The organism is Pseudomonas sp. NPDC086566 (genome assembly GCF_050280885.1).
In the GTDB taxonomy this organism is placed as follows: Bacteria; Pseudomonadota; Gammaproteobacteria; order Pseudomonadales; family Pseudomonadaceae; genus Aquipseudomonas; species Aquipseudomonas vlassakiae.
The window spans coordinates 231,778-252,665 of record NZ_JBNNWD010000005.1; the positions used below are offsets into that span (position 1 = coordinate 231,778).

Annotated in this window: 12 protein-coding genes; 6 read left to right on the forward strand and 6 right to left on the reverse strand. The window is 59.3% G+C overall.

The features are described from left to right. Positions 1-6: 6 nt before the first annotated feature. Positions 7-630 (reverse strand): glutathione S-transferase, encoded by a 624-nt coding sequence (locus ACQKPS_RS13495; protein WP_254480916.1) that lies wholly within the window; start codon positions 628-630, stop codon positions 7-9. Between the two features lie 203 nt (positions 631-833). Between ACQKPS_RS13495 and ACQKPS_RS13500 the strand changes: the two genes are divergently transcribed. The 6 genes from ACQKPS_RS13500 (at position 834) to ACQKPS_RS13525 (ending at position 8,967) form a co-directional block, all read left to right on the forward strand. Next, entirely contained in the window at positions 834-3,281 is a 2,448-nt protein-coding gene (locus tag ACQKPS_RS13500; protein WP_254480917.1) for an acyl-CoA dehydrogenase, read from the forward strand. A gap of 78 nt (positions 3,282-3,359) precedes the next feature. Then, positions 3,360-3,770: a PA2817 family protein gene (locus tag ACQKPS_RS13505; protein WP_254480918.1), complete on the forward strand. Its 411-nt coding sequence runs from the start codon at positions 3,360-3,362 to the stop codon at positions 3,768-3,770. Positions 3,771-3,956: 186 nt separating this feature from the next. Next, positions 3,957-4,508 carry a fimbrial protein gene (locus ACQKPS_RS13510; protein ID WP_427604431.1) on the forward strand — a complete coding sequence of 184 codons (552 nt, stop codon included), beginning with the start codon at positions 3,957-3,959 and terminating at the stop codon, positions 4,506-4,508. 63 nt (positions 4,509-4,571) lie between these two features. Beyond that, positions 4,572-5,294, forward strand: coding sequence for a fimbrial biogenesis chaperone (locus tag ACQKPS_RS13515; protein WP_427604433.1), 723 nt, complete (start codon positions 4,572-4,574; stop codon positions 5,292-5,294). A gap of 30 nt (positions 5,295-5,324) precedes the next feature. Next, on the forward strand, positions 5,325-7,826 hold the full coding sequence (locus ACQKPS_RS13520) for a fimbria/pilus outer membrane usher protein (RefSeq protein WP_427604435.1): 2,502 nt from the start codon (positions 5,325-5,327) through the stop codon (positions 7,824-7,826). Positions 7,827-7,890: 64 nt separating this feature from the next. Beyond that, complete coding sequence (locus tag ACQKPS_RS13525; protein WP_427604437.1) at positions 7,891-8,967, forward strand: fimbrial protein; 1,077 nt, start codon at positions 7,891-7,893, stop codon at positions 8,965-8,967. Between the two features lie 46 nt (positions 8,968-9,013). Here the strand turns inward: ACQKPS_RS13525 and ACQKPS_RS13530 are convergent, their stop codons facing one another. The 5 genes from ACQKPS_RS13530 to ACQKPS_RS13550 form a co-directional block, all read right to left on the reverse strand. Continuing rightward, positions 9,014-12,988, reverse strand: coding sequence for a sugar-binding protein (locus ACQKPS_RS13530; protein ID WP_427604439.1), 3,975 nt, complete (start codon positions 12,986-12,988; stop codon positions 9,014-9,016). A gap of 14 nt (positions 12,989-13,002) precedes the next feature. Beyond that, a complete protein-coding gene (locus ACQKPS_RS13535; protein WP_254480924.1) occupies positions 13,003-13,515 on the reverse strand; it encodes a hypothetical protein in 513 nt (170 codons plus the stop codon). A 146-nt stretch (positions 13,516-13,661) separates the two neighbouring features. Further along, complete coding sequence (locus ACQKPS_RS13540) at positions 13,662-16,577, reverse strand: hypothetical protein (protein ID WP_254480925.1); 2,916 nt, start codon at positions 16,575-16,577, stop codon at positions 13,662-13,664. A gap of 31 nt (positions 16,578-16,608) precedes the next feature. After that, positions 16,609-18,912, reverse strand: a complete 2,304-nt coding sequence (locus tag ACQKPS_RS13545; RefSeq protein WP_427604442.1) for a hypothetical protein — start codon at positions 18,910-18,912, stop codon at positions 16,609-16,611. A gap of 136 nt (positions 18,913-19,048) precedes the next feature. After that, positions 19,049-20,854, reverse strand: coding sequence for a hypothetical protein (locus tag ACQKPS_RS13550; protein ID WP_427604444.1), 1,806 nt, complete (start codon positions 20,852-20,854; stop codon positions 19,049-19,051). Between the last annotated feature and the right edge of the window lie 34 nt (positions 20,855-20,888).

The window sequence follows — 20,888 nt, forward strand, 5'->3', positions numbered from 1 at the left end:
GTTCGATCAGGTCAGTGCGGTCATTACGGCGGCCTGATAAGCCGGGCGGGCCTTGAGGCGCTCATACCAGGCTTCCAGGTGGCGCATGGCCGGGCGTTCGATGGGCATTTCGAACCAGGCGTAGACGAAGCTACCCAGTGGGATGTCGCCCATGCCGATCTGGTCACCGGACAGGTACGGTTGTTTGGCCAGGGTTTCATCGGCGATGGCCAGTAACTGGGCGCATTGTTTGTGTGCGGCGTTGATCGCCACCCAGTCGCGCTGATCTTCCGGGGTGCGCAACAGGCCCCAGAACAGTGGGCGGAAAGGGCCGGCGAAGGATGAGGTGGTCCAGTCCATCCACTTGTCGGCCAGGGCGCGCTGGCGGGGGGCTTGCAGGTACCAGCCCTGCTCGGCGCCGTACTCGGCGCACAGGTAGCGGACGATGGTGTTGGACTCCCAGAGGGTCAAGTCACCATCTTCGAGCATCGGCACCAGGCCGTTGGGGTTGCGGGCGCGGTAGTGCGGCTCGTTGACCACGCCGAAGGCGCCACCGGCATCGATCGACTCGAAATCCAGGCCCAATTCATGGGCGATCCACAACGCCTTGCGCACATTGCTCGAATTCTTGCGGCCCCAGATCTTCAGCATGGCAACGTCCTTATGAATGCGGAGGTGGGACAGTCTACTCCAGAGTTTTGTCACCTGTACCCGCGAAAGGGCCGGTACAGGCAAACAATGAACTGAAACTCCAACCGCCACACCCTGTCACTGTTCTGACCCTGCCGCTCGCAGCGTAGCGTCTAAGCTCTGTGGGACGGCTCAAGCCCCCCTGGTTCCAAGGAGGACCGATTATGTTGCTGTTGTGGCTGGTAGTGCTGGTGATCGGCGCGGCATACCTCACGCACCGGCGCCTGGCGCCCTTGCAGATTCTCGGCATCATGGCGGCCTACGTGCTGCTGATGGGCATCTTCAGCAGCGCCCCCGGCTGGCTGCTGACGCTCATCTGGATCGTGCTGGCACTGAAAATCGCCCTGGTGGCCCTGCCAGACTGGCGCCGCAAGGTGTTCACCGGCCCGGTGTTCAACTGGTTCCAGCGCACCCTGCCGCCGATGTCACAGACCGAGCGTGAAGCGATCGACGCCGGCACCGTGTGGTGGGACGGCGAACTGTTCAGCGGCCGCCCCGACTGGCGAACCCTGCTCAGCTATCCGGCACCGAAGCTGACCGAGGAGGAACAGGCTTTCATCGATGGGCCGACAGAAGCGTTATGCGCCATGGTCAGCGACTGGCAGATCGGCCAGGACCTCGACCTGCCGCCCGAGGCCTGGGACCATATCAAGCAGAACGGCTTCTTCGCCCTGATCATTCCCAAGGAATATGGCGGCAAAGGCTTCTCCGCCTACGCCCACTCCCAGGTAGCGATGAAACTGGCCACCCGCAGCGGTGACCTGGCGTCCACTGTCATGGTGCCCAACTCCCTCGGCCCTGCCGAGTTGCTGTTGCACTACGGTACCGACGAGCAACGCAACCACTACCTGCCACGCCTGGCGCGTGGCGAGGAAATCCCTTGCTTCGCCCTCACCGGCCCGCTGGCCGGCTCCGACGCTGGCGCCATGCCCGACACGGGGGTGGTCTGCAAGGGTCAATGGCAAGGCGAAGAAGTCATCGGCCTGCGCCTGAACTGGGAAAAACGCTACATAACCCTGGGCCCGGTCGCCACCCTGCTGGGCCTGGCCTTCAAGGCCTACGACCCGGATCACCTGCTGGGCGAACAGGAAGAACTGGGCATCAGCCTGGCGTTGATCCCTACCGACACTCCCGGCGTCGAGATCGGCAAACGTCACCTCCCCCTGGGCGCCGCGTTCATGAACGGCCCCAACAGCGGCAAGGACGTGTTCGTGCCGTTGAGTTTCCTGATCGGCGGCCAGGCCATGCTCGGCAAGGGCTGGATGATGCTGATGAACTGTCTGTCGGTCGGCCGCTCGATCTCCCTGCCTGCCGTCGGCACCGGCGCTGCCAAGTACACCAGCCTGGTCACCGGCCAGTACGCCAGTATCCGTGAGCAGTTCAACGTGCCGCTGGCGGCCTTCGAAGGCATCCAGGAATCACTGGCGCGCATCGGCGGCAACGCCTGGCTGATGGACAGTGCCCGCCTGCTGACCGCCAAGGCCGTGGACCTCGGCGAAAAACCCTCGGTGCTGTCGGCGATCCTCAAGTACCACCTCACCGAGCGCGGCCGCGAATGCATCCAGCACGCCATGGACGTTCACGGCGGCAAGGGCATCATCATGGGCCCGAACAACTACCTGGGGCGCAACTGGCAAGGAGCGCCGATCTTCATCACCGTCGAGGGCGCCAACATCCTCTCTCGCAACCTGATGATCTTCGGCCAGGGCGCCATCCGCTGCCACCCGTTCGTACTCAAGGAAATGGCCCTGGCCGGCCGCGAGGACCGCGACCAGGCACTGCGCGAGTTCGACGACCTGTTGATGAAACACATCATGTTCGCTGCCGGCAACGCAGCCAGCACGCTGGTGTTCAACCTGGGGCTGGGGCGCCTGGAAAAGGTGCCGGGCGATACCCTGAGCCAAGGCTACTTCCGCGCCCTTAATCGCCAGGCTGCTGCTTTTGCGCTGCTGGCCGACCTGTCGATGATGCTGCTGGGCGGCGCGCTCAAACGCCGTGAACGCCTGAGCGCCCGGCTTGGAGATGTGCTGAGCTACCTGTACCTGGCCAGCGCCGCGCTCAAGCGCTATCACGACCTCGGCTCACCGGAACACATGCAGCCCTTGCTGCGCTGGGCCATGGAAGAAAGCCTGGGCCAGGCGGAAAAGGCCCTGGACCGTCTGCTCGACAACTTCCCCAACCGCTTTGTCGGCTGTGCGCTGCGCGTGCTGGTCTTCCCCTTCGGCCGCCGCCATACCGGCCCCAGCGATGAACTGGATGCCGAGGTGGCGGCATTGATCGGCCGCAGCAAGGGTGATCCCGCACTGGAAGCGCTACTCGCCGGCTGCTTCAGGCCACAGGCTGAAGGTGACCCGGTGGCGGCGCTGCAACGGGCCTGCGACTTGCTGGATGAAGCCGCGCCGCTACACAAGGCGCTGCATCAGGCAATCAAGGAAGACAAGGTGCGGCCAGCACCCGGGCAGTCAGTGATCGATGCAGCCGTTGAGGCCGGTGTATTGCAGCCTGACGAAGGACAACGGCTGAATGCGGCGGAACAGGCTCGAAGGGCAGTGATCGATGTGGATGCCTTCGACAAGGCACAGTTGCTGCCAGAGCAAGGCAAGGTGCGCTGAACCCAGGGGCCGCTTTGCGGCCCCATCACCAACGGACGTATACTCCGCGCCCGTTTCAATCATCCCGAGGACCACCTCATGGTCAATCCCCACCTGGAATACCACCTGCAACTGCTGAACCACCTGCGCACCATCCTGGTAGCCCTCGGTGAGGCCGAACAGGTGCCGGAGGAAAGCCACGCCCTGTTCCTCGAACGCTTCGATGAACTGCTGACCTTGCTGCCGCAAGAACCGCTGGAAAGCCAGTACCTGGGCCAGGACCTGCTCTGCCAAGTCATCCAGCGCTACCCGCAGATCGCCCACCTGGTGCCGCGAGACCTGTTGTGGTTCTTTGGTGGTGACTGCCTGCACTACATGCCCGACGAAGAGCTGGAGCTGTACCAGCAACTGGAAGAGCGCCGATACGAAGCCGAGCAAAATGATGAACCCTTCGACTGGCACGCTGAAAAGCAGTTGTTGAACACGCCGAATCAGGCCCCAGGCCACTAAGCCCGACGAATAGCCGTACCATAAGTGCGGCCATCCTACTTTCCACGTCCTAATCACGAAAAGTACTACAGCCCCGCATAACGCATATCCATAGCCTGTCGTGGTCACGAAAGCACTCGGTTCATTGCCTTTCGCTGACCTGTGGAGAGCCTCCGCAGCCAACACTTCAACTGTATGGATATATCAATGAAAAAGCTCACACTGGCGCTTGCTCTGGCACTTTCAGCCGGCACGGCAATCGCTGCAGACGAAACAGGACAGATCGAGTTCACCGGCTTTATCAACCCGGGTGGCACTTGCCCGATCGACCTGGTCAACCCGGGCCTGGGAGATGTCCCATGGGTCTCGTTGGGCACTCCCAATGCCAACAAATTTGAGAACACAGGTGATACCAGCGAGGAAGTAGCCTTCGCCTTGCGGGTCACCCCTGGCGGTGGCTGCTCGCTTCCGGCCAACCCGACAGCCAAGGTCAAGTTCGAGCCTCTACACGGTATCGTTGGCCCAAGCGCCGACCTCTACGGCATTCGCCAGGGTGGCAGCGCGGCCACCGGCGTTGGTATCGCTATCAAAGACGATACCCACGCGAAAATCACGCCGAATACCGAGTCCAAAGAATACGACCTGTTCCAGAACTCGCCAACCGACATGCTGTTCTACGCGAACTACGAGTCGATTGTCGACACGGTCACAGACGGCCTGGCCCAGACCCAGGTGAAATTCACCGTCGCCCTGCCTTGATCAAGTTGCCAGGTGCCGTGCGCACCTGGTTCCTGCCGCCTGGATTTCATTCGGTCACTCCTCATGTCACTCTTCTCCCGCACGTCGGTGCGCCTGGGCTGCCTGTTGGCACTGGCCTGCACGCTTGGCAACGCCCATGCCGCCCTGACCATCAGCAGCACCCGCATCGTCTACAACAGCGACAAGCGCAGCGCATCAGTGGTCATTGCCAACCCGGGCAAGCAACCCTACGCAGCCCAGACCTGGGTCAATACCGCAGCAGATGACACCACTACTGCAGTGCCCTTCGCCACCGCCCCGACCCTTTTTCGCTTGAACCCCGGCAAGGAACAGACCGTTCATATCAGCGGGTTGCCCAACGATCTGCCGCAGGACCGCGAATCGCTGTTCTTTTTCAACCTGCAGGAAATCCCCCAAGCGGTCAGCGAGCAGCGCAACGCCCTGAACGTTGCCTTGCGCACCCGCATCAAGCTGTTCTACCGACCAAGCCAGGTCAGTGGCGACCCTGTTCGCCAACTGAAAGAACTGCAAGTCCACAGGACCATGGTTGACGGCGTTGCGCACCTGCGCATCCTCAACCCCACGCCCTACCACTACACCTTCAACCGCCTGGAAGCGGTCAACGGCAAGCAAAACCGCCCGCTGGCCAACGCCGACATGCTCGCGCCCCTGAGCGAACAGCTGTTTGCCCTGCCCATCACAGCCAAGCAGGTCCTCGTCAGCATCATCAACGACTACGGCGGCACCAGCGAGCCCATGACCCTGCCTGTACTCGACGCGCCCTGACACCGACCGGCACGCTCCAGGAGCACCCGTATGCCCAATTTCCCACTTTGCCGTGGCCGCCATCGCTTGCGCCGCGCTTGCCTGCTGCTGGCGGCCCTGCCGGCTGCAGCGGCCTTTGCCGAGCCGGAAACACCCGGCGAAATCGAATTCCAGGCCGGCTTCATGTTCCAGCACCCGGACCAACCGGCCAACAGCGCGCAACTGGCATTACGTCAACTGGCGAGCACGGTTGACCTTGCACCCGGCATCTACCAGGTCGAGCTGTCGGTCAATCTCGAATACGTGGGCCAGCGCGAAATCGCCTTCGCGCTCGACAGCAGCGGCGACCGGTTGCAGCCTTGCCTGTCGCCCACCTTGCTCGGTGAGCTGGGCCTGCGCCTTGACGCCTTGCCGGACCCTGCCCTACTCGAACAGCTTTGCCTCGACCTGCCAGCCGTGGTCCCGGGTGCCCGCGTGGACTTCGACGACAGCCGACTACGGCTGGCGGTGTCAATCCCGCAAATTGCCCTGCGCCGCGACATCCGTGGGCAAGTCGACCCCGCGCTGTGGGACAGCGGCATCACCGCTGCCTTCGTCAACTATCAGGCTTCGACGCTGCAGGGCCAGAGCCGCGGGCAAGGGCGCTTCGACAGCCACGATCTGTACCTGAACAGTGGTGTGAACCTGGCCGACTGGCGCCTGCGCAGCAGCCAGACATGGCGCCAGGACAGCCAGGGCCACCGCGAATGGACCCGGGCCTACACCTATGCGCAAACCGACCTGCCCGGCACCTGGGGTAACCTGACGATCGGCGAAACATTCACCGACAGCGATGTATTTCGCGGCATACCGGTAACAGGCGTACGCCTGTCTTCGGACTTCGACATGCTGCCCGACACCCATCGCAGCTATGCACCGACCATCCGCGGCGTGGCCCAGACGCGGGCCAAGCTGGAGATCTGGCAAAACGGCTACCCGCTCTATTCCACCTATGTCAGCCCAGGCCCTTATGCCATCGATGACCTGGCAGTCGGCGGCGCCGGCGAACTGGAAGTGGTGTTGACCGAGGCCGACGGCCAGGTCCGCCGCTTCATTCAACCGTATGCCAACATCGGCAACCTGCTGCGTCCAGGCGTGACCCGCTACAGCACCACCGCAGGCCGCTACAACCCCACCGGCGACCTGCAGACGCCACAGTTCTGGCAAGGCACAGCAGCACTCGGCACTGCCTGGAACACCACCCTGTATGGCGGCCTCATGGCCAGCGAGGGCTACCGAGCAGAAGCCCTGGGCTTTGCCCGCGACCTGGGCAGCCTGGGTGCGGTGTCATTCGACATCACCCACTCCAACAGTGAGTTTGCCAACGCCCAGACCCGCGACCTCAACGGCATGAGCTACTCGTTCAAGTACAGCAAGGCATTCGCCGCCGGCACCAACCTGCGCTTCGCCGGCTATCGCTATTCCACTGAAGGTTACCGCGACTTCGACCAGTGGGTACGCCAGCTCAGCCACGACCAGCAGTTTCGCGGCGGCCAACGTCGGCGCCTGGAGGCCTCGCTGTATCAGACATTTGGCGAGCGCAGTTCGGTGAGCCTGAACCTGACGCAGCAGGACTACTGGCAGCGTCAGGATGTGGAGCGCCAGTTTCAGATCAACCTCAGCACCTCGCACGGCGGTATCAGCTACTACCTGTATGCCTCACAGTCCCTGGAGGACAACGGCTATGGCAAGGACCGCCAGATCGGCCTGAGCCTGTCGTTGCCGTTGGGATTCGGCCGCAGCAGCAACATGAGTATGAACATGCAGCACTCACGCAACGGCACTCGGCAGCAAACCAACCTGACCGGCAGCTACGACGAGCAGCTGAGCTACAGCCTCAGTGCCAGCCGCAATGAACGCCAGCAGCACGACTTCACGGTCGGCACCGGCTATCAGACGCCGCACGCCACCCTGGGTGCCGGGCTGAGCAAAGGCGAGGACTACCACAGCCTGTCACTGCACGCCAACGGCGCCCTGCTGGTGCACGCGGACGGCATCGAGGCGGGGCCTTACCTGGGTGAAACCATGGCACTGGTGGAAGTCCCCGACATCGCCGACGTTGGCCTGCAAAACGCCGCTGCCGTTCGCACCAACGCCAAAGGCTATGCACTGCTTCCGTACCTGCGGCCCTACAAGAACAATTCACTGGTGCTGGACACCGACCGCCTTGGGCCAGACGTGGAAATTGACAACGGTACCGCGCAAGTCGTCCCCCGCCGTGGCGCAGTGGTAAAAGCCACGTTCCAGGCCCGCCGGGTTAATCGCATGGTGCTCACGACCGTGCTGCCCAATGGCCAACCCCTGCCCTTCGGTGCCCAGCTGATCGATGCTTCGGGCGAAGTGCTGGGCATGGTTGGCCAGGCTGGCCAGGCCATCCTGACCACCAGCCTGGAGGCACAACAGCTCAGCGCCCACTGGGGCGATGAAGCCGCCGCCCGTTGCAACGTAGATCTCGACCCGTCAAGCATGCTCGAAGCCGACGGCTACCGCCTGCAAACCCTGACGTGCATCTGACCTTCCCATCTCGTAACACGCCGCGTGGCGAATACGCTCGCCACGCGGCATCAGGAACACACCCATGAAACTTCTTCGATACGCCATGTGCATCGGCTTGCTCGCTGCCCCCGGGCTAGCCTTCGCAGACGAGAACAACTTCTGCAAATGGAACGGCGCAGGCCCTCAACCCATGGAGTTCGTGCGCGACCTTTCCACACTTCATATCGCCAAGGATGCACCGCTAGGCAGTGTGATCGCCGAGATCACGGATGGTTACACGATTGTCAAAGGCGGCACCAACCTGACGCTATCGTGCCTCTCAGACGGTAACCCTCCGTCGCCCATGCAATTCAAGTTCGTTGCCGTTGCACCGATTTTTCCAACCCCCTTGCCACCGTTCGAAGACGGCCACGTGTTCAAGACCGACGTCGACGGCATCGGCGCCCGCGTGAAGCTTTCAAGGCCGTTCAACGGCGGAGCCAGCAACCGCTACTGGCCGGATCAAGGTCATACGCTGGTGCCCTTCAGCGCCAGCCTCACACAGGCGACCGGCTTCTTTGCCGATGTCACCAGGCTGCTGTACAACGACATAACCTTGATAAAAACCGGTGACATCCCGCCAGGCCAGCACGACGTCGATACCCTGCTGTTCCGCGCCATGTACGACTTCCAGGGCATTGGTGAAGTTTTCAACTACACGGTAAGGGCCAAAGTGATCCAGGCGCAGTGCCAGATCATCGGCGACCCGGTAAAGCCCAACCCGGTAGACTTGGGGTCGTGGGAGCTCAGCGATTTCACCGGCCCGCCATTCACCACCAGCACCACAGCCTTCGAGATTGCCCTGACCAGTTGCCAGACCGACCCGAGTGGCCTCACCCAGGTATCCATCGAACTGGACCCGACCAATGGTTCACGGCCGCTCGACCCGGCCAACGGAATCATGAGCCTGAGCAATGATGCGAGCGACGACGCCGGTATTGGCATTCAGGTGGTCAAGGAGGATGGCAGCCCGCTGCCGTTGAGCCGTGAGGTGACCTTGCTGCCGATCAGCCCTGGCAGCATGGCCTTGAAGTTTGGTGCCCACTTCATTCAGACCGACACAAAGGTCAGGGCCGGTGAAGCCAAAGGCGCGGTGAATTTCACCTTGCGTTACCGCTAAAGTCCCCCCGGCGCCTTTTGCAGGCGCCGGGGGCGAAGGTCGAGCATCAGTTGCTTAGGGTACCGCTCAAGATGTCCTTGGCATCGTAGTAATAGTGCTGAACTTTACCGTCACGGGTCGCAGTGATCAGCTGGTTCAACGCGTTGTAGGTCATCGTCAGGCCCTGAGCATCATCGGTCATGTTGCCGTAGTCGTCGTATTTCAGTTCGAACGTTTGCGGTTGGCCGCCTGCTGCAAGATGGACGAAACCGGTGAGTTGCGCCGGATCGGCAGTATTCTTGAACTGATACTGTGTCCTGTGCAGCTTCATGTCGGTATCCGTGGTGGTCAGGGCAATGATGTTGTTCACCGCGTCGAAGCCGAATACCTGCTCATAAATCCTGTTACCCCATGAATCTTCAGGCGGCTGCTCCGGCATGGTGTCCTCATCCTTGCCCTTGCACTGGTATTCCGTCAGACGATCACTGGTGTCGTACAGATAGCGTTCGTCGCGCAGCACGCGTTCGCTTCCCTCTGGCCCTTCGGTCAAGGTGCGCTGGCTCATGCCGTCGACATCGTTGTAGCACTGGTGCAAGGTCTGTATCGAGTCGCCAAAATCGAAGGTACGACGGGTTTCCAGCTCGAACTCGTTGTACTTGAGCGATGTGATCAGTTTGCGACCCCCTTCCTCGGTGGTATAGGACTCGGTACGGCCAAAGTCGTCGTACGTGAAGGTGGCCTTGACACCCGCCAGACTCGTGGATTCGAGCCTGCCATATTCGTCATACTCGTACGTCTGCTCCTGCTTGCGAACATCGCTATAACTTTCCAGCCTCCCGAGCAGGCTGTAGCGGTACTTCATTTCGAACGGCTCTGCCTCACCGTCGAGGGTCCGGGTTTCGGTGTCTACTTCCCCTGTTGTGAAGTAAGTGCGATGCACCTTTTGGCCCGGCACATCGAAATCGGTCAAGCGAGCATTTTGCAGGTCAAATTCATATACCGCCTTGTCCTGCTCGATGCCATTGATCTTGCGCTCGACAGGCTCTTCACCCAGGGCCGGTTCATAGTCATATTCAATCACGTCGAACTGGGCAGGGTCGCGTTTGTACTTGGTCGCTTTCCACGGCTGGCGTTCACCTTGCCGGTACTCGAATGTCTGCTTGCGCCCACCGGTCGTCTCGCTGTCCCGTCGGCCAAGGCCATCGAAGGTCTGCAGGCCAAGCACCTTGCCTGCAACCGAGATTTTTGTAGGCAGGTCATCCGCACTGTGGCTGGCATACTCGCGTGTGACCACATCCCCGCTCGGTAGCTGATGGGTAATCAGGCGATCAAAAATGTCATAGCGGTATTCGTTGATGCGCAGCTTGCTCAAGCCGACGGTTTCCTTGGCCGACCGGCCCACACCATCGTACTCGGTCACGGTCAGGCTGTTCGGCTTGCCCTTGAGATCGAAGCGCTCTACCCGTACCGGTTTTTCGAACACGTTGAGCCAGGTTTCGGTAACGCCGGTCTTGTTGCCTTTGGCGTCCTCGCGCCAGGCGTACTGCACCGGCCCCTCCTGGTAGCGCGCGTTGCCGATGGGGTCAGTCTGCTCAACGGTCTTGACCCCGTCCGGGGAGGTCACGCTCAACTGTTGGCCCCAGTCATCTTGAGCGAATGTGCTTTTCAGCTTGAGTAGCTTTTTCTTGAGCCAGTCGATTGCGGTCTCACTGGCGAGCTCGCCGAATACCGTATAGCTGGCCTCATAGCGCAGGTGGAGTTTGTCTGTGCCCAGCCCCATCAGGTTATCCTTGTCCTGGCGATACTCCTCGATCGGCCGCTGCAGGCCGTCGAACAGCGTGCGGGTTTCCACGTCCTTGACGTCCCAAGCCTGCTGGCTGGCCTGTTGCCGCAATTCGGCGCGCACCGTCGCGCACAGCGCTTCGTACAACTTCGCGTACCGCTCCGAACCCGAAAGAGGGGCCAGTACGGTGCTCAGTTTTTCGAGCAACGGCTCATACTCCTCCTCGTATAATTCAGCGCACAGGTGATAAACATAGCGGCGTTCGGCCTCATAATCCTTACCGGGTGCCACGATTTCCCGCACGGTTTGCCGCAAGGTGTTGTACTCGTAGCGGATCTCAACGCCCTGGTCATCACTGTTGAGCAGTGGCAGGTCGTGCAACACCGAGTGCTCGGTGGTGATGTCCTTGTAAAACCCGTCGAAGCCGGTCAATGTCTCTTTGGTCTGCAGCACCATCTCGCCTGCGCGGGGGCTGGCGACATAGGCAGCATTGCGGCTCGGTCGTCCCTTGGGGGCATAGGGTAGCAAGTCGTACGCGTAGGTCGAGGTAGTGGCTTTCCCGGCCATGGTCGTGACCTTGCTGACAACCCGGCCAAACTTCCAGGGCTGGGCTGTTGATTGCTCATACTCATAAACCGTGCGTTGCCATTCGGTTTCCGAGCTGCCTTTTTCCACGAGTGTTTCGTAGTCCATGACATACCAAGGGTCCAGGCCTGGGCGATCACCGCCGGTCAAGGCTGGCAGGGTCTTGTAGAAATAACGGTTGATGACGGTGGCAGCCTTGCCAGCCGTCGACGGGGCTGGGATGACATGCTTTTCCTTAAGATGGCGAATGAAGCCCTCCGGGTCTTTGGGGTGACCGACCTGCTCGTCAGGCGCATACCAGACGTACTCTTCCTTCACGCCCTGTTGCTTTGCTTCCTCTTCGTTTTTGCCAACGAACTTCACACGCGACAACAGATTGCCCTGGTTATCGTATCGCGTGCGCTCGACCTCCGCGAGGCGATTGGGCGTTGTACCGCTCAGCCACCATAGACGGCTGGTCTCCAAGGGCAACTGGAAATTGCGCGGCAAATCCTTGAACGCGATGAACCTGTCTTCATCATCTTTCAGTTTGTAGTGCAGTGCAGTCTGCCTTACACACTTGCCCTGTGTAGTCTTCTCCAGCGTCGACAAGTGGAACTGGTTGAAGCGACGCTCGATGCTGCGTACGGGTTGATTGTCGAGGTACAGCGACTCCACCGAGCCGTAGCTGTAATCGCCGACGTACTGATAGAGCGCATCCTGCGCGTCACCCTTGGTCCAGTCGATATCCAGGCCGTAACCAAGGAAGTTGTGCTTGACCGGCTTCTCGGGGTCGTTCGGGTAGGTGTAGCGCACATCCTCAACGGGTTGGCCATGCCCTGGGTCTGTTTCATGGTGCGTAACGCGCGGTAACGTCTTGAGCGTGCTTTTCGTCGGGAACAGGTGACCTTCGTCCAGGTACTGCACCGTTTCCACTGCGTTAGTCGGCGTCTCCACACGGGTGATGCAGTGGAAGTCGTTTTTCTTCTCGTACTTTATCCGCCAGCTGCCACGCTTCTGCGGGTTTGGGTCGGACGGCAGGACAATGCGTTCAACCACCCCCTCGGCCCCCAAGCCGAACTCATATTCTGCCAGCCCGCCACCCAGGCCATCCGGGTAACCCAGCACCGTGAACGATGAGCCGCCACGCTTGATCTGCAGCACCGGTTCGCCATCATCCTGGTAAACGTAATGCAGCCGCGGGCTACTGTCGTAAGACTCGTAATCCAGGCGTACGCCATGCCCTTCCTGCGAATAAATGTGCACGGGTACGGCAAGAGAGTTGCGCACCTCGAGAATTTCAACCAGGCCCGAGCGATGCACCACCCGCCAGGCACCGTTGCCATGGCGATACAGGTGAAAACTCTCCAGCTTCTGCTCGCTCATGGTCAGGCGCTGGGTGACTTTATCCTCGCCATCGACCTCGAATGTTTCACCGCTGCTCAAGGTGATCACATTGTTGCTCGGCGAAAACTGGGTAAGTTGCAAGTTCCAGCCCATGCCATAACCGGAATCCTGGCGGTTTAACGGGCTGAAGAAAAGGCGCAAAGGGAACGCCGGGCCTTGCAGGTTGTTGCATTTGATGTCTGGCAATTCAATCGTCATGGTGTACTGACCGGTGCGGGGGTCTACACCGTTGCGTAGGTAACTCATGAAGTTGAATGCATTGGATGAAACCGCTGTTGATGCGCTCATGACAGCCTCCCGAATTAATGATCAACTTTCACGCACGACAGCTTGCCTTCGATATTGCCGCCTTCATCGTGAGACCGCTCCAGCATCACGCCTCCTAGATCAACAATATCCTTGTCAGGGCGACCCCTGAGGCCGTCTATTGATATCCATCCCGTCGTTGTTGGCTGCCGTGTAGTACGCAGATAAAAAATCCAACGCGTTTGTGAATCGGGCCTACATTCGCCGGGTTTCAACTGTTCCGCATCAGACCTCAATTGAAAAAGAACCGCCGAAGGTGCATTCTCTACACGAAAGAACGAATGTACGTCATTATGACACTCGGTATCAGAAGTCCTAAGGTTATAGACTCTCTCGGAACCGGATGACTCGATAGGTATCGCACACTGCTGCCCATTAGGCTCACCATTTACCAGCTCTTGCGCAAACATGATTCTACCCGTAGCAGTGGGCGCTTCGGAAACCAACGCGCCCTTACAACCCGATAATCCAAACACTAGTGCCGCAAGCCACAAAAGTTTGATATTCATAAGTACGATCTCCTTAACGTAACGTAAAAACCACGGACAGCCATTGCGCTTCAGGCCTGGACCGCGCCGATACCCTCACTACGCCCACGGAAGTTATAGATGTGCTCGTAACAGGCGGCGCACATACATCCAGCCAGTTACTGCAATTAATCTTTATTCCTAACCAAAGCCCAGGACACCACGTTGCGATCACCCGACTGCCCTGTGGGGCCGTAGGAAAACTCGATATGGTGCGCATTACCGTATTCATCGACAAACTTGATAACCATCGGCTCCGCCAAGTATGCCTGCTCACCCAACGGCTTGTACGGTATGTCATCCAGGCGGTCATTGCAGATAACCGCCATCCCGCTGCTGAACGCGGTGGACTCAACGTCATTCCCCCACACTTTCACCTTGTACCCCAACACCTCATCAAGGCCTTCGTCAAATTCGACAATCCGCGTATTCTCTTCATCCTCATCAGGTGCTGGCTCGACTTTTTTCAGCCGATCGTCAAAAATGAAACCGGTGTAGCTGGCCATGATTTCATAGCGGTTTTCACTCTCCCAACGGATCATCGAAAAATTGACCTTCTCCTTGTCCTTCCATTCAGCAGTTTTATTAAGGAATTCCGCCGTTACGAAGTCGGCATTCAGGTATCGGAATTGCCAGTAATCCCTTGATCGGTACTCAAGGTAGTATTCATCTCCCGGCCTCCCTTCGGGCCCGGGCTCTATACCCTTCACTCGCCTGCGTTCGATCTTGTAGTTCTCAAGCTGGTGGCTCGGCAACGGCAATACGGTTACTTCCGCGGTCCCAGTGAGTGGGTTAATTTGCAAAGACGTATATTCACCGCCACCGTCCTTGGTGAACCTGGCATAGAACTTGTTAGACTTCGCGCTCGGATCGTTGACATGCAAGAAGCGGGTTACATACGACGTCGTCCCTGGTGTCTTCAGGCGCCGCTCATACGGGTCGTCTTTGACCCCCGCCTGACTGTACAGTTTGAATTTATTCCGCAGCGTACGGGTTGCGTACCTCTGATCGTCTTCAATTCCTTCGCTGGCCTCGGGCAATGGAGGCACGCGGTCATTGGACGCGAGTTCGACCAGTTCCATGCTGGCCTCCTCGGTACGTGACAATTGGTATTCCTCAGTGCCCACAGGGTTTGTTTCCACCACGATGTCGAATTGCTGCTGCATATACCGGTTGCCATACACAATTTGCCGGTTGGCGGGTAGCGACACATCGAACTTCATGATCGTGCGCCAACTACTCTCCTCAGCCAGCGTGGATATCTGCAGCGCGTTGTATGCACCACTGAACAGAACGCCTTCGTGCTCCAGATCGCATACCACCGCATCCACCCCCGACGAAACGTTTGCCGAAGCCGTGTAGAGCCCCTGCGCATTGACCGTTCCGTCCCCCAGCGCCCGCCAGGCCAATGCCGCACCCGGGAGAAAATCATCGGCATCAAAGCTGAACTGCACCGCTTCCCCTGGCTTGACCCGTTGCGCGGTTTTGCCGGTAGCCTGCGAACTGGCTTGGCCAGGCGCTGATTTCAGCCGCAACGCGTAGTGCGCGTTAAGCAGCAGCACACCTGCACGCACCTGATCCCCCTGTTCAACCTGAACCTGCTGCAACGCGATCGGCACCTTGCGCCGGGCACTGGAGGGCGTGAACACGGTGCCAGCCCCACTGGGTTGCAACGCCCCCAACTCAGGCGCCAACAATGTCCACGACAAGCTTGCACCACTGGCATGGCTCCCGTTCAGGGTCAGCGACGGGAGGGTAGACGGGAGGGTTTCCAGGCGTTGGGCAAGCTCGATGGCCTCGTGCGTGACCAATACCCGGGCGCTGGCGCTCACCGTCTCTTTTGTGTTTGCGAGTTCGTAATCGGCGGTCACCACCACCGTCAGCGTTTCGTGCCCCATGTCCGACGCGCTGGCGGCGCGGTACAGGCCGGTGTCCGAGATCACACCATGCGCGACAGCACGATGGCTCTTGATGCTAGTGGCCCTCCATGCGCTGGCGACCAGCTTCTTCCCTTTCGCATCAAGCAGGTCGAACTGCAGGGTCCCCCCCGGGCGCAGCGTGCCGGTGGACGGTGAAACCGTCAGCATCGCGTGATGGGGCGTGATGCGGCCAAACACAGCAAGGTCCTGGGGTGTATCCCGGCCTACCTCGGAAAACACCTGCTGGCCTGGGAACAGCAGGCTGTTGAGCACCTCCAGGCGCTTGTCCGTGACGTGCTCCAGCAGGTTGCTGGCAACCACCAAGGTGGCTGAGTACATGTCCTCGCCACTGCCATCGCGGTCATTCGGGATCAGGTACGGGAAGCGGCTGTCAGGTCGCTGCCCATCGCTGTCATTGCCAGCCAGACGGATGAACGCCAGCACCGCGCCATCGCCATAGTTGTCGGCGTGCCTGAGGGCGGCACCAGGCGCCGCCTGGGTATACAAAATGAAACTTCTGGGTGCCAGTGCCGTATAACCGTGATAATCGATAAAGCCCAGTTCGAATACCGTTCGGTGCTCCGGCAACTGAGCAAACCAGGCCTCCAGCTTCCGGCTCAGCGCATCTGCCGCAGCCCCTTGCAACAGATTGCTGTTGAAGCGCGCTCCTTTGGCCAGGTCCAGTGTGACCCGCCCACGGCGGTCGACCTTGCCTACGGCCAGCTTCAGGTCGACTTCCATTTCCAGGTAGTAACCCATGCCTTCGGTCAGGTCACCCTGTGCCTGGTCGCTGTCGCTCAGCGGGTTGCGCTTGCCCAGGCTGCCGCCAATGATGTTCATGGTCAGCATGGCTTTGGAATCATGCATCGACGCGGTGTGGAACGACAGGCGCGGGGCGCCGAACTCGATCAAGTGCAACTGAATATTCCAGCCCAGCCCGCTTTCGTCCGGCACTTCGCCGTTGAACAGCGGCAGAAAGCGCAACTCGTGCAGCCGGCTGAGGTATTGCTGGTTCAGCACGTGGTTGAGCCGGGACCGGTTGAATGCGGTTACCGCGCCCCAGCCCAGGGTAATGTTCTTGCCTTTCATGCCCGCGACAATATCGTCGCGTGAGTAGCCAGCCATGATGCTGTCCTCCAGGTTGACCTATGTTCGATCAGTGCTGCTTGCCGTTCGCCGGCGGGGGAGTAAGGAAGGCCCGAACGCCTGTGTGTTCTTCCAACGGCAGGGGCAGGATGAGGTAGCCCTCCAGGGTCCCGACGGGCTCGAGTACGTACTTGGCGCGAAGCAATGCAAAGCGCTCGGTGGCATACACGTCAGGTTTGTACAGACCCTGCCCGTCGAGACTGCCCGGCATGCCGGGGTGCAACGACCAGGTCACGCCCTCGATTGGCTTCCCGCTGAGCCGAGCCTGCAATTGCACGCCGAACGGCGGTTGCTGATCGGGGTCAATGAGCACTTCAAGGACAGGCGACTTGTGCTCGACCAGGATCAGGCTGCTGGTACTTTCGCCGCTCTCACTGGTAACCATCACCTCATCGACGGTAAAGGTAATGTCAGGCGCAGGTTCGCCAGGCGGCGTGTAGGTGTTGGTCGGGCCAACAGCGCCGGGATCAATGCTCCCTCCTCCCTGCTCATCGGCAATCAAGGCCCACTTGTACGTGCTGCCATCCAACGCGCCGGCAGTGAGTGCGACCTGGAAATCTTCATGGGCATTGGCGTGAGTGACATGAATCAGAGGATTGAGGGTTACGCCCTTGGTCAGCACGGTGACCTTGGCAACACTCTCGGCGTTCGTTGCCGGGTCAGTGGCAATCACCAGCACTCGGGTTTCCAATGGCCCCATCTTGCCCTCACTCGGTGCGGTGTATTCCCCCGTAACGGGATCGATGTCGCCCCACTCTCCGGAACTGCCAGGCAAGGCCACCCTTGACCATTGAACATTGGGGGTCTCGGTATCCAGCTGGAAAGGAAACTTCTCACGAGGTTTGAGCAGCACGCTCTGCTCTTTGATCGAGAATTGCACAGGCTGGCTGCTTACCGATGCGAATACCGCCAGATTGTTGGGTGCTTCGACCTGCGCCTGCGTACTGGCAAAGTGCCTGATGTCGGCCAGATGAAACTGTTCCATCAACTTCTCAGGGCTGCGCGCACTTAGCGTGGGCGCGATTGCACGATAGATCCCGCGGGTGATGGCGTAGGCAATGAACTCGTGAATCTGGGCGAGTTCGTCCGCGCCGATATCCCCAGGCAATCCGGAAACCAGCTCGACTTCTGCCTCTTTACGCAGGGAGGCAAAATACCGCCCGCGGGTCAGGTGCTGTTGCTCGCTGTCATGGAACAACTGGAATTGATGAGCCAGGTTGAGTCTGAACGTCGGGGTATGGGTTTGCCTGTCGGCACTCCCGCTCCGCCAATAGGTAAACGTGACCGCAAACTCTTGCTGCCAACCCAGGCGAGGCTCGTCTTCGCGGAAATCGACTTCCAGCCCCACGCCTTTCAGTTCAAATGCCTGTGACTCGAACTGGAACGCACTGCTTTGGTAATCTGCGGGAGGGATGCGCAAGGTGCCGGCTGTAGCTTTCATCACCGCCAACTTGCCGCCGCTGCCCTGCTGTTGATATTCGAAGGCTCCCCCCTCGAGCAGATGCTCCACGGCGTAGCCCAGTGCTGCACGTTCCATGCTTTGAAGGTTGACCAGCAGGGTGCCCCGGCCGGCCTTGGCGATTTCTTCCGGGAGCGGAAAAGGAAAGTCACCACCAGGTAGCGGCGTCTGGCCACCTTCGCCGTGTGCTAACGCAACCAGCAACAGCAGCGCCACACGTTTGCCGTCGGCGCTGACCCAGGTCGAAGGCACAATCTTCCGGCTTGCAAGGAAGGGGTTTTCAGTTGATACAGGGGTACCGGCGATCACATAACGCACCCGCTCAGGGTAGTCCTCGGCAATTGCCTTCAACTTGCCCTCAAAAAAACGACCGCCTGCCAGTTGTTCCTGGTCACCTTCCGCCAGGTTGAATCGGTATTCCTCCCCTGCACTGGTATCCATCAGCAAACGCCCACCGTCATCCACCAAAAGCTGACGCGAATGCAACTGGGCAGGGTCCAACAGATCAAACCGCGACAGCGAGCGGACTTTGTAGGGCTCCTCGACAACCGTGCGGGTTCCGCCTTCAACGTCCATGGACCAGCTGATAACTGGCCGCTGCGGGTTACTGAAATTTACATTGACCTTTGCAGCGCCTAGACGCAAGCCACTCAAATAGTGAAAGACCGGCCTGTTATAAATCTGGAAGTTACCTTCGATCGCGCCGAGATCCTCGCCGTTGCGCCACCGAAACAAATGCGCCTCCGCCAGGCCGGGATCCAGTTCGGTGATATCCACCGCAGCAATCACGTCCCAGCCAAGCAGTTCTGGATAATTCCACATCCAGTCAACAATATCTTCAACCGTCTCTGCCATGATGAATATCCTCTTGAAAATGGCATACCCTGCCGGTCGCATGCAGTGCTTGACTGCCACGTGGCAATTGAAAGTTAAATAGGCTTGCGGCGTCGGGCTATCGCACACCGCGCTTCACTCATACGAACAATGGCGCTCAGTCCAATAACCTTTTAGTCAGGTTCGGAAACTCTTTATACGACAGCCCTCCGTCAAAGCTGACCCTCACGTTAATTGTAAACGTTGAAGGGAAATCGAAGGACGCCAGGTCAGCTTTTCTGAATGATGCGGTTATCTCTTCCGCCTTCACCTCTTCTTCTGTTACCGCGACGGCATCCCTGATGTTAAAAGTCTTATTGACGCCCTCCACCTTACCGACCGCCTCGATGCTGACGTTCTGGCCTTTTTCCATAAAAATCCAAAACTTCAGAAGCAGTGGCAAACCCTTGGCTTCGTCTACGGCATCCCGAGATATAGCACTCCCGAACCCCGGCGTTTCGATAGTCCTCCATCTCATGCTGTCAAGGTCCCTTATATTGAGTCGAAGAACCGGTGATTGCCGCGGCTTGCCCCCGCCAAACTTGACGTCGTAATGAACTTTCACTGTCTTTCCCAGGTTCGCGGCCATGTAGGCTTTGGGCACCATGTAACGCAGCGATGAGCCAATCGGGGTCGTACTGCTGAACGTTTCATGGCCCTCCCAGAACACGGTGAATTCAGGCTCCGGGGGTAGGTCCTGATCACTCGGCAGAATGATCTCCGTGCCTTGGAAAAGGGCGTCTCCGCCTATCTCCGCCAGCAGCGGATCCGTATCGTCGGGCGTTGCATCTTTCACGCTGGCAGCCGCAAGTTTCAGGTCCGCCTCCACCTTTAGCTCGAGCGACTTGGAGCGACCATCTTTGCCAACCACACCGAACTGGTAGCTGAGGCTGATGTCCTGGTCACGCCGGTCGCGCAGCCATTGTTGCGAAAGGTGGAACTCAAGCCGTTTGCTGTCAGCGGAACTGGGGTCCAGCTGAATAGCTTGTATGGAGGACGGTAACGCTTCGATATACAACACCACACCGGCCCCCGCGAGCATGTCCTCATGGTAGGGGATCTGCACAAAAATGCCGTCAGGCCAGTCATCGGGATCCAGAGCATCCCCCACCAACGTCTTGATGACTGGCGGCGCCAGCAGATCCGGTGCGGGCAGCACTTCCCGAACCGGGAAGTTGAGCTGCACCGGTGACGTGCTTTCGTCCGCGACATCCTTGTAGGCAATACGGTAATACATTCTGCCGTTCAAGCCTTCTGCAGACTTCAACACGCTATTGGGCAGCACAGCCAATATCGCCTGGCCCACCTGTTCTGATGCAACTTCTTCGGTGAACTCCCAGTCAACGAAGGGGTCATCGACGCCATCGAAGTACGCCTGGTAAATGAACGTGACCTTGTCGCCCTCCGCCATGGCCTGATATGGCAATACGGCCAACATGGCGTCGGCGCTGCCCAACGCCTTGAGGTCAACGTGCAACTCATGGGACTGTTGCAGTTGCAGGACAGGCAACTCCACGGCCCCTCCTCCCTGGTCTTCATTGTCGACAGTGAAGAAGAGCCTGAGTGATTGCGCTACAAGGTCGTCGTTTTCCACCGTGTAGAACGAATAGAAAACCTGCCCACCTCCTTTCATCGGCTGCAAAACGCCGTTGGGTATAAGCATTAGGAATCTCTTCTGATCATCGAGATCATCGATAGTCTGTTTTGCCATCAACATGTCACTTGGCGTACCGTCATCTGCGCACCCACGAAAGTTCGGGGCCACGTCTTGTCCAAGCTCAATCCCTGGGTAGGTGATATAGGTTGGAAGTTCATCAATACCCAAGCTTTTCAAGTCCAAATTACCGCCGGACAGCATCGGCACCTCAGGCTTAGGCATTTCGCTATCTGTCGGGATCTCACGTGCTGGCAGGTCGGCTTTCATCAATATTCACCCGTAGTCGTCCGGTTCATGCCGG